13 protein-coding genes are annotated in these 15,035 nt (G+C 44.8%); all 13 read left to right on the top strand.

Going from position 1 to position 15,035, the window contains the following annotated elements:
- A partial coding sequence (gene lnt, locus KKI13_04060) for an apolipoprotein N-acyltransferase (protein ID MBU4488222.1) occupies nt 1–1,005 on the top strand: 1,005 nt, incomplete at its 5' end.
- A gap of 57 nt (nt 1,006–1,062) precedes the next feature.
- Nucleotides 1,063–2,322: a glucose-1-phosphate adenylyltransferase gene (locus KKI13_04055; protein ID MBU4488221.1), complete on the top strand. Its 1,260-nt coding sequence runs from the start codon at nt 1,063–1,065 to the stop codon at nt 2,320–2,322.
- Between the two features lie 10 nt (nt 2,323–2,332).
- Nucleotides 2,333–3,367 (top strand): galactose-1-phosphate uridylyltransferase, encoded by a 1,035-nt coding sequence (gene galT / locus KKI13_04050; protein MBU4488220.1) that lies wholly within the window; start codon nt 2,333–2,335, stop codon nt 3,365–3,367.
- Nucleotides 3,368–3,382: 15 nt separating this feature from the next.
- Entirely contained in the window at nt 3,383–5,506 is a 2,124-nt protein-coding gene (locus tag KKI13_04045; GenBank protein ID MBU4488219.1) for a hypothetical protein, read from the top strand.
- Nucleotides 5,503–6,957, top strand: a complete 1,455-nt coding sequence (gene glgA, locus KKI13_04040) for a glycogen synthase GlgA (protein MBU4488218.1) — start codon at nt 5,503–5,505, stop codon at nt 6,955–6,957. The genes KKI13_04045 and glgA overlap by 4 nt, the downstream gene beginning before the upstream one ends.
- Nucleotides 6,958–9,063, top strand: a complete 2,106-nt coding sequence (locus tag KKI13_04035; GenBank protein ID MBU4488217.1) for a DUF1926 domain-containing protein — start codon at nt 6,958–6,960, stop codon at nt 9,061–9,063. It begins immediately after the preceding gene.
- The gene (locus KKI13_04030) at nt 9,053–10,297 is read left to right on the top strand and encodes an NAD(P)/FAD-dependent oxidoreductase (GenBank protein MBU4488216.1); all 1,245 of its coding nucleotides are present in this window, start codon (nt 9,053–9,055) and stop codon (nt 10,295–10,297) included. Before KKI13_04035 ends, KKI13_04030 begins: the two co-directional genes overlap by 11 nt.
- 11 nt (nt 10,298–10,308) lie before the next feature.
- Nucleotides 10,309–10,896, top strand: a complete 588-nt coding sequence (maf, locus tag KKI13_04025) for a septum formation protein Maf (GenBank protein ID MBU4488215.1) — start codon at nt 10,309–10,311, stop codon at nt 10,894–10,896.
- Nucleotides 10,897–11,027: 131 nt separating this feature from the next.
- Nucleotides 11,028–12,104 carry a redox-regulated ATPase YchF gene (gene ychF, locus KKI13_04020; GenBank protein MBU4488214.1) on the top strand — a complete coding sequence of 359 codons (1,077 nt, stop codon included), beginning with the start codon at nt 11,028–11,030 and terminating at the stop codon, nt 12,102–12,104.
- Nucleotides 12,105–12,141: 37 nt separating this feature from the next.
- Entirely contained in the window at nt 12,142–12,507 is a 366-nt protein-coding gene (locus KKI13_04015) for a hypothetical protein (protein MBU4488213.1), read from the top strand.
- Nucleotides 12,500–13,273 carry an SDR family NAD(P)-dependent oxidoreductase gene (locus KKI13_04010; protein MBU4488212.1) on the top strand — a complete coding sequence of 258 codons (774 nt, stop codon included), beginning with the start codon at nt 12,500–12,502 and terminating at the stop codon, nt 13,271–13,273. The genes KKI13_04015 and KKI13_04010 overlap by 8 nt, the downstream gene beginning before the upstream one ends.
- Before the next feature lie 221 nt (nt 13,274–13,494).
- Nucleotides 13,495–13,728 (top strand): hypothetical protein, encoded by a 234-nt coding sequence (locus tag KKI13_04005; protein ID MBU4488211.1) that lies wholly within the window; start codon nt 13,495–13,497, stop codon nt 13,726–13,728.
- Between the two features lie 7 nt (nt 13,729–13,735).
- Nucleotides 13,736–15,034 (top strand): dihydrolipoyl dehydrogenase, encoded by a 1,299-nt coding sequence (lpdA, locus tag KKI13_04000; GenBank protein ID MBU4488210.1) that lies wholly within the window; start codon nt 13,736–13,738, stop codon nt 15,032–15,034.
- The last annotated feature ends 1 nt before the right edge of the window (nt 15,035 follow it).

Genomic DNA, 15,035 nt, shown 5'->3' with positions numbered 1-15,035 from the left:
TTAAAAAAGGAGAATAAGCGCGCCTTTGTATTACAGGCGACAATATTTTGTATTATTCTGGGTCTATATATAGGGTACGGCGCATTTTCTCTTAAAAAGAGCGAAACTGATACGAACCTCAGATTAGCCGTCGCGCAGGGAAGTATCGAACAGTTTAAGAAATGGGATCCCGCTTATAGGGATTATGTCCTGGATAGGTATGAAACACTTACAAAAGAGGCGGCGGAAGGCGGTGTGGATCTCGTCGTGTGGCCGGAGACGGCTATGCCCGGATTTATAGATGAATGCGATATACAGATCAGGCTGTTAAAGGTGATGAAGGAGGCGAATGCGCCGCTTTTTTCTGGAGCGGTAACATATAAGAGCGAGAAAGGGAAAGATTGTTTTTTTAATAGCGCCATTTTATTTTCGCCGGACGGTACTATACGCCGGCAATATGACAAGATCCACCTGGTTCCTTTTGGCGAATATATTCCGTTTGAATCCGAAATCCCGTTTTTTCGAAGCGTGATAGATAAGGAAATAGGCAACTATACAAAGGGGGAGGAGTTTACTATATTTGAGATAACGAAAGAAAATGAGAGGCCGTACAAATATGCGGCGCTTATCTGCTTTGAAGACATCTTTCCGGAACTGACAAGGCGTTTTGCGATGGAGGGGGCCGATTTTCTGATAAATATCACCAATGACGCATGGTTTAGGGAATCCTCCGAGCAGTTTCAGCATGCCCAGGCATCAGTTTTTCGGGCCGTGGAGAACCGGACGAGCGTTATCCGCGCGGCAAATAACGGGTTCTCCTGCTATATAAGCCCAAAAGGCATAATCGAGGATTCCATATACAATAAAAATACGGGAAATATCTATAAAGAAGGATCAAAGACCTTTAACATCAAAGTGGAAAAAAATCGCAGTTTTTATACATCTTACGGCGATATATTTGTTTGCGCATGTTTCGCTTTTCTTATACTATGTTATTTCATTGACTTTTGCCTGCCAAGGATATAATATTACCTATATTATCCGATAAACAGTATATCTATTCATCTATTAAGGGATGGTTTTATGAAGAGTTTATTATGCGTTGTAATGGGAGGAGGCCGTGGCACGCGGTTATACCCTCTTACAAAAGTCAGGTCAAAACCCGCCGTCCCGATCTTCGGCAGGTACAGATTGATCGATATCCCGGTAAGTAACTGCCTCAACTCCGGGTTCAATAAGATATACATCCTCACACAATTCAACTCCGAATCGCTTAATAAGCATATATCGCGTACCTACAAACTTGATCCGTTTTCAAAGGGTTTTGTAGACATAATGGCTGCAGAGCAGTCTATGGATGATACCAATTGGTTTCAGGGGACAGCCGATGCCGTGAGAAGATGCCTTAAGCACTTCAATGACCCCGCATATAAGTATGTCCTTATTTTGGCCGGCGACCACATGTACAAGATGGACTTCAGGACGATGCTCCGTTTCCACATAGAAAAGGACGCCCAGATCACGATAGCGTGTAATGCCGTCGACGCCAAAGATGTGGATGAGCTGGGCATAATGGGTACAGACGATAATGACAGGATCAATAAATTTGTGGAGAAGCCGCACAATGCAGACGGTATCAGGGATATGATGGTGGGAGCACGCGGCAAAGAGTTTTTTCTTGGCTCTATGGGCATATACCTTTTTAATAAAGATGCCCTCGTAGATATATTGAGGAGCAGCCCAAAAGCGGAGGATTTCGGAAGAGAGATAATACCGAGTTCCTTTTCTAATAAAAGGACATACGCATTTTTATTCAAAGGTTACTGGAAGGATATAGGGACCATAAAGTCATATTATGATGAGTCACTCGCGCTTACTGAGGATCTTCCCCCGCTTGATATGTTTGACGAGCATTGGCTCATATTTTCACGGCCACGATATCTTCCGCCGTCAAAAGTGAACGATTCGCATATGGTCAAAAGTATAGTGGCGGAGGGCGCGATAATACTTTCAAATACGACGATAAAACATTCTATAATAGGCCTTAGAAGCCGGATAGAGGAGAATTCTCTGATAGAAGATTCCATTATCATGGGGTGTGATTACTACGAAACATTGGATGATGTAAAGATAAAGCAGTCAAAGAATATGCCATCTTTAGGCATAGGGAAAAACTGCGTTATAAAGAATGCTATCATAGATAAGAATGTCGCTATAGGCGACGGCACAAAAATCTTGAACCAGAAGAAGATCAAAACGTTTGACGGCGAAAATTACTGCATAAGGGACGGCATCGTTGTTATAGAAAAGAACTCAGTAATAGCGCCGGGAACGATTATTTAAGGAGAGAACCATGGCAGAATTGAGAAAAGATCCGATTTTAGGCAGGTGGGTAATAATAGCTACCGAGCGCGCCAAGCGCCCCGGAAGCTATAAAATAGAAAAAGCCGCTACCGAAACAGACCCGGCTACATGCCCTTTTTGCGTAGGCCACGAAGATATGACCCCGCCGGAGATATACGCTTTACGCGAGTACGGTTCCCAGCCCAATAAGCCGGGGTGGAAAGTAAGGGTAGTGCCCAATAAATATCCGGCGTTGGGCATAGATGTGACGCTTCAAAAATCGGGACGGGGCATGTTTGATATGATGGCGGGTTTCGGCGCCCATGAAGTCGTTATAGAGACCACCGATCACAGGAGAGAGGCAAAGGATCAGAGCATAGAAGAGATAAAGAACTGGATCGTCGTGCTGCAGTCACGGGTAAAAGACCTGCATAATGATAAGAGGCTTAGGTATATACTCGTCTTTAAAAATAAAGGTTCCGTAGCGGCGGGTGCCTCGCTTTCTCATCCGCATCATCAGCTTATAGCTACCCCGGTCACGATTAAGCGCGTAAAAGAAGAGTTGATGGGCGCTGAAGCTTACTTCAAGCTTAAGGAAAGGTGCGTATTTTGCGATTTGATAAAAGAAGAGACGGAAATAGGAGAAAGAATAGTGTACGAAAACGACGCGTTTATCGCATTCTGCCCTTATGCGTCGCGCTTTCCCTTTGAAATATGGATACTACCCAAAGAACACTGCATAGATTTTTATGACCAGAAAGTCATAAATAAGGTCCCTTCTCTGGCAGACGTGATGAAGATCACGCTTCAGAAATTGGGGAAGGCGCTTGACGACCCGGAGTACAACTATCTTATACATACGGCGCCCAACAGATTCCCGCGGCGCGGATACTGGCATACCATAGAAGAGGATTACCATTGGCATATAGAACTTTTTCCGCGCTTAGTCAAGACGGCAGGATTTGAATGGGGCTCCGGGTTTTATATCAACCCCACCCCTCCGGAAGACGCGGCAAAATTCATGCGGGAATTAAAAGTAGATTAAAAAACGGATAGGCCGATGAAGACGCTGTATGTTGTTTTCCTATGGCATATGCATCAGCCGCTTTATAAGGATTATCTCACGAGCCATTATTATCTGCCGTGGGTAAGGCTGCATGCCACTAAGGGCTATTGGAATATGATGCGGGCGATAGAGTCCAATCCCAAAGCCAAGGCTGTGGTAAATCTTACGCCGTCCCTTCTTTACCAGCTAAAAGACCTTTCCGAGAGACACGTAAAAGACAAGCACAGAGAATTGTCTCTGAGACCCGCTGATAAACTTACCAAGCAGGACAAAGAATACATCCTTTCAAATTTCTTTATGATCAATTGGGAAAACCACGTTTTAAAGTCAAAAAGGTACACGGAGCTTTTAGACAAAAGAGGGCGCCATACTTCAAAGGATATGGCCTCTAAAATGGTGGATTCTTTTAAGGCGCAGGATTACAGGGATTTACAGGTTCTGTATAATCTTGCCTGGTGCGGATTCGCCCTCTCGGAAGAGGACAGGCTGGTCAAAAATCTCAAGAAAAAAGGCGCGAATTTTACGGAAAGAGATAAAAGGGCGCTTATACTCAAGCAGGAGAGCATTATAGCAAAGGTGATCCCGTCTTATAAGAGGCTGCAAGATCAGGGGAAGGTGGAAGTGTCCACCACGCCTTTCTATCACCCTATCCTGCCGTTATTATGCGGCGGCGACGGAACATATGGCTTCAATTATCCGGATGACGCAGCCGAACACGTAACTAAAGCCATAGAACTGTATAAATCCTTTTTCGGCCGCGAGCCCTCGGGCTTCTGGCCTGCCGAGGGATCGGTAAACGAAAGGGCGCTTTCTATATTTAAAGAAGTAGGATTGAAATGGATAGCGACCGATGAAGAGATACTTCTCGAATCCCTTAAAGGGGAAGACGTTGAGAGAGGGAAAGTAATATATAAACCCTTCGAGCACCAGAAATACCCGGGCCTTAATATATTTTTCCGCGATAAGAACTTATCCAATAATATAAGCTTCCAATATTCCGGAATGGAGCAGGGAAAAGCGGTGGCAGATTTTATAACCCACATGCGCAATATAAGAGACTGGGTCCAGGCGCTTCCGGGCGAACATGTCGTCACTGTAGCGCTTGACGGGGAAAATCCTTGGGAGTATTTTCCGGACGGCGGAAAAGAATTTCTTAACGGAATATACGGCCTTTTGCCGAAAGAGGCAAATATTGAATTGACCACATTCAGGGATATCGTCAAAAATAAGAAAGTAAGCCCGCTAAAATTAAATACCATACATGCCGGCAGCTGGATAAACCATGATTTTCATATATGGATAGGCAGCCGTGAAAAAAATAAGGCGTGGGAATTACTGGCCAAGACAAGAGAGGCGCTTACCGAAATAGACAAGCCAAAGAAACAGGCGTGGGAAGAGATCTACGCCGCCGAATCAAGCGATTGGTTCTGGTGGTACGGCGATGATTTTACGTCCGAGAATGACAGTGTCTTCGACCATCTTTTTCGTATGCACCTTATGAATGTATACAAAATAATGGGCAAGGCAGTACCGGCCTATCTCAAAGAGCCGATAGTAATACTGGAAAAGGGCAGGCCGCGCCGCGAGCCGACGCTTACGTTTACACCCAGCATAAACGGCCGTATCGATTCCTTCTATGAGTGGGAAATGGCGGGGCTTTATAATGTGCACGAAAAAGGAAGCACGATGTTCGGCCGCGAAAGCATTGTAAAGGCGTTTTATTACGGCTGCAATGAATCTAACCTTCATGTCAGGATCGATACGAATGTAAATTCGCGCGATAAAGAGGCGGAGCGCATAAAACTGATATTAAAGATATTGGCGCCGTCTCACGTTTATGTATCGATACCTCTTGCGAAGGAAGAAAACGGGACTGTAACCGTTTTTGATAATAGTGGTAAAGAAATAGAAAAGAAGGAATTTTTCGGATATTCTTTCGATGAGATCGTAGAGGTAACCATTCCGTTTACCGATTTAAAGGTAAAAGAAAATGATGAGCTTGAATTCGTGATTTTAGTGGAAGCGGATGGCGGGATAGCCGAGTCTTGGCCCAAAAATAGGTTTATTTCGGTAAAGATACCTTCTAAAAAACACATAATGGAGGAGTGGAGCGCATGATGAAAATATTGATAGCTTCGTCAGAAGTAGTGCCTTTTTCAAAAACAGGCGGGTTGGCCGATGTCGCAGGCACGCTTCCTTACGCGCTTTTAGATGCGGGGGATTGCGATGTCCGCGTAATAGCGCCATTTTACAAGATGACTAAGGACAAAAAAATCAACATGAAAAAAGTTGCGGACGTGGATGAACCTGCCCTTTTTGGCGGGCTCGAGCGTTTTTCGCTGCTTGAATATGAATCTAAGGGCGTGAAATTCTATTTTACTGAACACGACGGATATTTTAACAGGGATGCCTTATACGGCACGCCGGGCGGCGATTATGAGGACAATGCTAAGAGGTTCAGTTTTTTTTCAAAATCTATTTTGGCCGCGTCGGTGCATCTTGGGTTTCATCCCGATATAATCCATCTTAACGATTGGCAGACAGCCCTTGTGCCGCTTTACAAGAATGTATATTTTGACGAGGCGCATCCCTTAACGAGGTCAAAAGTTCTTTTTACTATTCATAATCTCGCATACCAGGGCCTTTTCGGACCCGAAGTCCTTCAGGAAATAGGCATTCCCGAAGAGTTTTTCACTATATATGCCCTTGAATTTTACGGTAAACTCAATTTTATGAAATCCGGTATTTTGTATTCTGACGCCATTAGCACGGTAAGCAAGAGGTACGCGAGAGAGATCTTGACCCCGGAGTATGGATGCGGGCTGGAAGGATTACTCACTACAAGAAAAAGCGATCTTTACGGTATTTTAAACGGCGCCGGTTACGAGCACTGGAATCCGGAGCGCGATACTCTTATACCCGTAAATTACGGGCCTGAAAGCATAGACAAAAAAGCGGATTGCAAAAAGGAACTGATGAAACAAATGAAGCTCTCACTTCCTGCCCAAAGCCCGCTTCTGGGCTATGTAGGGCGCCTAGCGGAACAGAAGGGCATAGACCTTATGGCCGGCATAGTCAATGAGGTTATTAAGCAGGGCGCAGGATTTGTATTATTAGGGACAGGTGATGCTAAGCATGAAAGGATCTTTGCCAATCTGGCTAAGAAATACCCCGGCAAGGTAGGAGTTATCCTTGGATTTGATAATAAATTGGCGCATCTGATAGAGGCGGGCGTCGATATGTTCCTTATGCCTTCAAGGTATGAACCCTGCGGCCTTAACCAGATGTACAGCCTGAAATACGGGACCGTCCCAATAGTAAGATCGACGGGCGGGCTGGATGATACGATAATAGATTATTCCTCCGATACAGAAAACGGCAACGGATTCAAATTTGATAATGCCGATTCATACGATTTTCTGGAAGCGATAAAGAAGGCACTAAAGCTTTTCAAGAATGAAAAGAAGTGGCGGGAACTCCAGTTAAGAGGAATGAGCGCAGATTTTTCCTGGAAACGTTCCGCGCGCGAGTACCTCGCGCTTTACAAAAAGATGATGGGCGCAAAATAGATGAAAGCGGATCTCCTTTTAATAATACATTTTCACCAGCCGGTCGGGAATTTTGACAGTGTAATAAAACGTGTTCACGACAGGTGCTATAAGCCTTTTTTAGATATCGTCTCGCAATATCCCGATTTAAAATTCAGCATGCACTTTTCAGGATGCCTTCTTGAATGGTTCGAAAAAAATACACCCAAGATACTTGAGACAATTAAAAAATTAGTAAAAAGAGGTCAGGTCGAAATAATCGGCGGAGGTTTTTACGAACCGATATTATCCATAATTCCGGAAAGAGATAGGACGGCTCAGTTATCCATGATGCGCGACTATATAGGATCGCGTTTCGGCGTAAAGACGCGCGGCGCCTGGATAGCCGAAAGGGTATGGGAGCCGGAGCTTATTTCCACGCTTTCTAAAAACGATATAGATTACGTAGTGCTTGATGATATGCACTTTGTATACGCCGGTCTTCGGAAAGAAGATACTTACGGTTATTTCGTATCCGAAAATAACGGCCGATCAATACGCGTTCTTCCTTCGGACAGGGAACTCAGGTATGTAATACCATTCAGCGAGCCGGATAAGCCCATCTCGTATATGAGAGACATAGCCCAAAAGAAAGAAGGCGTGATATTTACTTACGGTGACGACGCCGAGAAGTTCGGCGAATGGCCGGGGACGCATAAGTGGGTCTATGAAGATAAATGGCTCGTCAGGTTTCTGGACGCATTATCGAAGAATAGCGATTGGCTCGTAACGCGCACTGTTTCGGAATGCCTAAAAGATAAAAGTCCGCTAGGCAGGGTATATCTTCCCACCGCTTCTTATGAAGAAATGCTGGAATGGGCCCTTCCCGTAGACGCGTCTATGGCGCTTCATGACATAAAAGAGGAGATCAAAAAAGAAAATAAGTACGAGCGGTACAGCCCGTTTATAAGGGGAGGATTTTTCCGCAATTTTCTCGTTAAATATGAAGAATCAAACCAGATGCATAAAAGGATGCTTTACGTAAGTGACCTTGTGGAAAAATCTGCCGAAGGCCCGCATTCATCACCGAAAATTTTGGAGGCGCGCTCCGAACTTTACAAGGGGCAGTGTAACTGCTCTTATTGGCACGGCGTCTTCGGGGGGCTGTATCTTTATCATTTAAGAAAGGCAATTTACGAGCATATCCTGAAAGCGGAGAAGATATGCCGCGCGGGCCGAACGAAGGACAAGGCCGTATACAAAGCGGAAGTGGTAGATTTTGATGCCGACGGCCACGATGAAGTTATCCTGCAAAATAAGAATATATGGGCATGCGTAAAGCCGTCAAAAGGAGGCAGCATAGTCGAGCTCGACTCCAAAGACAAGGCATTTAACCTGCTAAACGTCCTGACGCGCTACAAGGAGGCCTATCATAGGAATATAACCGCGGCCAAAGAAGTCGGATCCGGGGAACGTGTAAGCATCCACGATAAGGAGAAGGCCATAGAGGGCTTTACGGGAAAGATAATTTATGACAGGTATAGAAAGGCGATGTTTAGAGACTACTTCTTTGAAGAAGGAACGACATTGGAAGATTTTGAGAGTGTTGATTACGCCGAAGCCGGTGATTTTACCGACTCTTCCTACGATTTTAAGGCGAGCGATGGAAAGGTGACGATGGAGAGAAAAGGCGCCGCATATGGCGCGCCCGTAAGCATTAAAAAAGAGATAATCCTGAATGGCGCGACATTAAAAGTATTTTATAGCATTACAAATTTAGGAAAAAAGAAGCGAGAATTCTGGTTTGGCACAGAAGCCGCGTTTATAATGCCGGAAGCCGATTCTTCCAGGTATGCCTATGTCCTGGGGAAGAAAAAGGATAAAGATACGTCGCTTTTGTCCCGCGGCATCACAGAAAAGATCGACAATGCCGAAGTTACCGATACGGAAAAAGAAATGGGATTAAAAATATCATTTTCTAAAGAGTGCGATTTATGGCGCTTTCCCATAAAGACGGTTTCTCAATCCGAAAAGGACTACGAAGAGAATTACCAGGGCTCCGTCATACTGCCTAATTGGCATTTTTCTATAACACCGCGTAAGAGCGTAAGTTTTGAAATAGAATTTAGGATAAGCCATGTTAGTTAAAGCAGCCTATGATGCCATAGTAATAGGCGGCGGCCCGGCAGGTATGATGGCCTCAGGAAGAGCAGCGGAGCGCGGGAAAAAGGTATTGTTAGTCGAAAAGAACGATATGCTCGGCAGGAAACTCCTTATCTCAGGATCCGGCCGCTCTAACATTACAAATGCCGGCAGCATAGATGAGCATATAGCCAATTTTGGCAGAAGCGGAAAATTTTTAAGGAATGCATTTTCTGAAATATTTAACACCGAATTAATCGATTTTTTTAAAGCGCGCGGCGTGGTGCTTAAGGTGGAGCGCGGTAAAAGGGTCTTTCCGGAATCGGGGAGATCAAAAGATATATTGGATGCTCTGAAGAGATATCTCCATGAAAATAGAGTAGACCTTATTTTAGCCGCCGAGGTAAAAGACGTAATTCAGGATGAGAGCGGCACGAAAAAGGTGATATTAGCCCGCGGTGTGGAATATGCCGCACCTTCAGTAGCCATATGCACGGGCGGCGTCTCTTATCCTGAGACCGGATCGACAGGCTTTGGTTTTGATGCAGCAAAGCGGCTGGGGCACCAACTGGTTGATCCAAGGCCCGCCCTTGTGCCGTTGGTTACGGAATCAGCCCTTCCGCGGACATGGCAGGGATTATCACTCGATAACGTAAAAGCGGCAGTGATCGGTGACGGCGAAAGAATAGCCGAATGTTTCGGCGATATGATCTTTACCCATTTCGGGTTAAGCGGGCCCATAATATTAGATTTAAGCGGCCCCGCATATGACCTCCTTCAAGAGAAAAATTGCGTAGAGATCTCACTAGACCTTAAACCGGCGCTCGACTTGTCAAAATTAAACAACAGGCTTATAAGAGAGTTGGCCGGGAATTCCAATAAGGCTCTAAAAAATATATTAAAAGAGATCCTGCCCGCAAAAATGATACCGGGCTTTATAGATTATTGCGGCCTTTCAAAGGATAAAAAGGCCAATCAGATAACCGCGCGAGAAAGAGAGCGCCTCGTAAAAGGCCTTAAGGATCTGCGGTTTCGGATAAAAAAGACGAGACCTATAGAAGAGGCAATAGTTACAAGAGGCGGAGTAAACACTAAAGAGATAGATCCTAAAACCATGGAGTCAAGACTGATTAAGGGATTATTTTTCGCCGGTGAACTCATAGATGTAGACGCCAAAACCGGCGGTTATAATATGCAGGCCGCTTTTTCTACCGGATACGTATGCGGCAATAATTTGTAGTGATATAAACCATGAAAAAAATAATACTGGCATCGCAATCCAAAAGAAGGTCCGCAATATTAACTTCCTGCGGCATATCGCACAAGGTCATACCGAGCGGTGTGCGTGAAATGCACAAATCCTCCGGAGGGCCTGAAGCGCTTGTTATGCATAACGCCAGGATAAAGGCCGAACAGGTGGCGAAAGGAAGAAGATCCGGTATTATCTTGGGTGTGGACACAATGGTTCTTTTCAAAGGAAAGCTTATGGGGAAACCGGCTGATAAGGATGCGGCAAAAAAGATGCTGCGCTCTTTCAGCGGGAAAAGGCTTTTAGTCTATTCGGGATTACATCTTATAGACACAGCAAGCGGAAGGTCGTCCACGGGGTTCGACATCACGGCGCTTCGCATAAAACGCATCCTGCGCCGGGACATAGAGAAATATTTCAAGTTGTTAGGGCCGTACGATAAAGCAGGCGGTTTTTCTATAGAAGGTATAGGATCTATAGTGTTTGACGATATAAAGGGTTCGTATTATAATGTGTTGGGCCTCCCGATGGCTAAATTGCAGGAACTTTTCCAGAAGATAGGTTTGGATCTATTGGATTTTGTGAAATAATATTTTAACATTTATGCGCAGATGACCGCAGATTAGAAGCCACAGATGATCGCAGATATCTGTGCTCATCTGTAAGCATGTGGTGAACATAGATCTGTGCTAATCTGTGTTAATGAATCGGAAATATAAATATGAAGATAGGCATTATAGGATTACCACAGGTAGGAAAAAAGACGATATTTAAACTTCTTACGGGCATCGATCTATCGCAGGCCGAACAGGAAAAACTGAGGTCGCCCTTCAAGGGGATTATAACCGTAAAAGATCCGCGGCTTGATAAGATACGAGCCGTATATTCTCCTAAGAAGACAACGCCCGCTCAGATAGAAGCGGTACTTATGCCGAAGATAGAAGGCGAATACATCAAAAGCGGCATACTCTTTGAACATCTTAATGATGCCGATGCCATATGCCATATAGTCAGGGCCTTTAAGGATGAGATGATTTATCATATAGAAGGTTCCGTTAATCCTGCGAGAGATATAGATACAATAAATGTTGAATTAATCCTGAGCGATCTTGAGTTTGTGGAAAAAAGGCTTGAGAGAATAAATAAAGACTCAAAGAGAAAGAACGAAGTGGAACAGGAAAAAGAGAAGATCCTTCTGGCGATGTTTAAAGAACACCTTGAGAAGGGCCTTCCCCTTTGCTCGCTTGATATAGGGGCCGAGCACAAGAAATTTTTAACGAATTATCCGTTTATAACCCTCAAGCCGATGCTTGCGGTGCTAAATACCGGCGAAGATGATTTAAAAAAAGAGATATTGCCTAAGGACTTGGCAGAGAAGTATAAAAAAACCGCTATGTATATAATGCAGGTTTCAGCTAAGATAGAAAATGAACTTGCGGGCCTCGATTCCCCCGAAGAGAGGGAGTCGTTTCTTAAAGAACTTGGCATAGATGAGCCGGCCATAGACAAGCTTACCAGGCTGTTGTATAAGGCCCTCGGCCTTGTCTCTTTTTTTACCGGCGGCCCTAGTGAAGCACGAGCATGGACTATAAGGAAGAATAACACTGCCCCGCAGGCGGCCGGCGCCATACACAGTGACATGGAGAGGGGATTTATAAGGGCAGAGGTCATAAAGTATAAGGATTTAATTGAGCTGGGGAGCGAAGCTAAGGTAAAGGAAGCCGGCCGGCTTATGGTAAAAGGCAAGGATTATATAGTCGAAGACGGCGATCTGCTGAACATAAGGTTTAGCGTCTAAATAAAAATCCGGGCAATTATATAAAAAAGGATACGAAATGAAACTTGTGGATGAGATCAAAGCTGCTTTGGAACCGGAAGTCAGGACTTCTTCCGACGCGAATGAGTATTTTGAAGCGGTATTTATGGTTAAAGACCTGGAAAAACTCAACACTATTCTGGAAAAAGAATTCGGTAAGCCGCTTAAGCCGCCGGCAAAGAACGTAAAATTTACTAAAGAAGTGCAGAATGTAGTGGATCTGATAGGCGGTTTAAGACGCGAGCAGTCATTTTACGCAAAAAACGAAACGGAAAGTAAATATTTTTACGCGGCATTGTGGCCTTGGCAGTCAGACCCGTCCAAGATAACCCTGAAAATGGGTCTTTACGATATAAATAAATTGACGGAGAAAAAAGATGGCTGATCTTACGAATAAGGTGGTCGTAGTGACGGGGGCCTCAGACGGTATAGGGCGCAAAACGGCACTTTTTTTGGCTAAATGTGATGCCGCTATAGTTTTAGTGGCGCGCAGAAAAGAAGCGCTGGAAATAGTGCTGAATAACTTGGCTGGAGGCCCAAAAAAACACCTTTCCGTAGTGGCTGATATATCAAACGACACGGATGTCAAGCGGCTTGTTGAAGAGGTAATCAAAAAATACGGGAAAGTGGACGTCCTTATCAATAATGCGGCAATCAGCTATGTAGGCAGAGTAAAAGATATGGACATTAAAAAAGCCGAAGACGTGATCAATATAAACCTTTTAGGCACCATCAGGGTTACGCATGGTATATTGCCGCATATGATCGAACAAAAGTCCGGCCATATAATAAATGTCTCCTCCATACTCGGCAAAGGGCCCGCGCCCTACAGGTCTCTTTATTGCGCCAGTAAATACGGCATGGAAGGTTTTATGGAAAGCCTCCGCCTTGAGGTCGCCAAATATAATATAAATGTCTCTATAATCAGGCCGCCTTCTGTGCAAACCAATTTTTCCAAAAAGATAGAAGTTGACAGTAAGGTGAAACATCATGCCTTGACCAATTTTAAGGTGATAGCGGTCGCAAAGGCAATATCGGGTCTTATCAAAAGGCCAAGACGCGAAGTAAATATGGGCATCATGGCAGGAGGTTTTATATTTTTAACAAAGCATTTTCCGTCTTTATTTGATAGAATAGTAAGGGAAAAGTAAGTGAGGACATAAGTTATGGAGCCTTGTATGAAAAACAGGAGCGACATAACTTATAAGTCCGAACTTACCCCGCCCTTTTGGGGAATTTAAATGGCAGGAATATCGCCAAAAGGGCGGGGTTAAATTCGCCCTGACGGGCAAAAACGTAAACCAACAACTTACGTCGCAAATTCGATAAAATAATAGCTCCGTAAGTTGTGGGCTCATTTAAGGAGGTTTAAATGCCGTACGATGCAAGTCTGGACAAGAAGGTGTTTTACGAGACGAAGGAATTCGAGGGTACACGGGTAACTGTAGGCGTATTTTCATATAATAACGGAGATAAGAAACTGCAGTTGTCTCGCGAAAATGTAGGCCCGGAAGGCGAATGGAGATTTGCAAAACTGGGGCGGATGACAAAAGAAGAGATCGAGGCCATCACGCCGCTTATACAATCGGCTGTCAAAGAGATGTAGGTAGTAAATGTCCGAAAAGCGCGATGTTGCCATAATAGGTGCGGGGCCAGGCGGATATGTTTCTGCTATAAGGCTCAGTCAGCTCGGAAAGAGGCCGTGCGTAATCGATATCGACGAAGCGCGTTTGGGCGGGGTATGCCTGAATGAGGGGTGCGTGAGCGTTAAATCGCTTATAAGCAATGCTTCTAAGGGGCGGGATATAAGAGAAATGGTATCTCGCTCGCAGGAAGCAGTATCAGCGCTAAAAAGCGGCCTGAAAAGCCTTTTTAAAAAGAACGGCATAGAATTCATAAGCGGTAAGGCAAAGCTGCTTCCCGGTAAAAAGATAAATGTATCCCAAAATGGCGGAAAATCCGCGAAGATAGAGGCGGATAATATAATTATAGCCACAGGTTCAAGCCCGAATATTCCACAAGGCGTAATCATAGATGGAGAATCGTCCATAACGAGTAATGAGGCGATTAAACTGGAAAAGCTGCCCAAAACGATGCTGGTCGTAGGCGCCGGTGCTATAGGAGTAGAGCTGGCGTCCCTCTTTTTCAGGCTTGGAACCAAAGTTACACTTATCGAGGCACTTTCCCGCATATTGCCTTTTGAGGACGAAGAGGTATCAAAAGCGCTTGCGAGGATTCTTGCGAAAAAGGGCATGGAAGTCCTTACCGGCCGAACGATAGAGCCGGCCGATAAGACGGCTTTTGAAAAAATATTAGTAGTTACCGGCAGGAAACCAAATATCGACGGACTCGGCTTAGAAGACGCGGGTGTCAAAACAAAAGACGGCTTCATAGCTTGCGACGGCAAGATGCGTACCAGCGTTAAGGGCATATACGCCGCGGGAGATGTCTTAAATACACCCATGTATGCACATGTGGCATACCGGGAGGGCATTATAGCCGCTGAGGATATATGCGGCGTAAAAGTAGAGCCTATAGATTATGAAAATGTGCCCCATGTGATCTTTTCCGATCCGGAGGTAGCCGGCGTAGGCCTTACTGAAATCCAGGCAAAAGAAGGCGGATATGATATAGCGGTATCAAAATATTTTTTCAAGGCGAACGCAAAGGCTGTAATAGGAAAAAAAGACGACGGATTCGTAAAGATAATAGCCGATAAGAAAACCAGAAAATTATTGGGGGTACACATAATAGGTGAGGGCGCTACTGAGATAATACACGAATTTGTCTTAGCCAAGAGCGCGGGCCTTACCGTGGACGCAATAACAAAGATGGTGCACGCGCACCCCACACTTTCCGAAATAGCGGGCGAGGGGGCAATGGCAGTATTCGGCAAGCCCATACACGGATAAT

Source organism: Candidatus Omnitrophota bacterium (genome assembly GCA_018894435.1).
Taxonomy (GTDB): Bacteria; Omnitrophota; Gorgyraeia; order JAHIPI01; family JAHIPI01; genus JAHIPI01.
The sequence above is the reverse complement of the archived record's forward strand: the minus strand, read 5'-3'. Positions and strand labels throughout refer to the sequence as shown.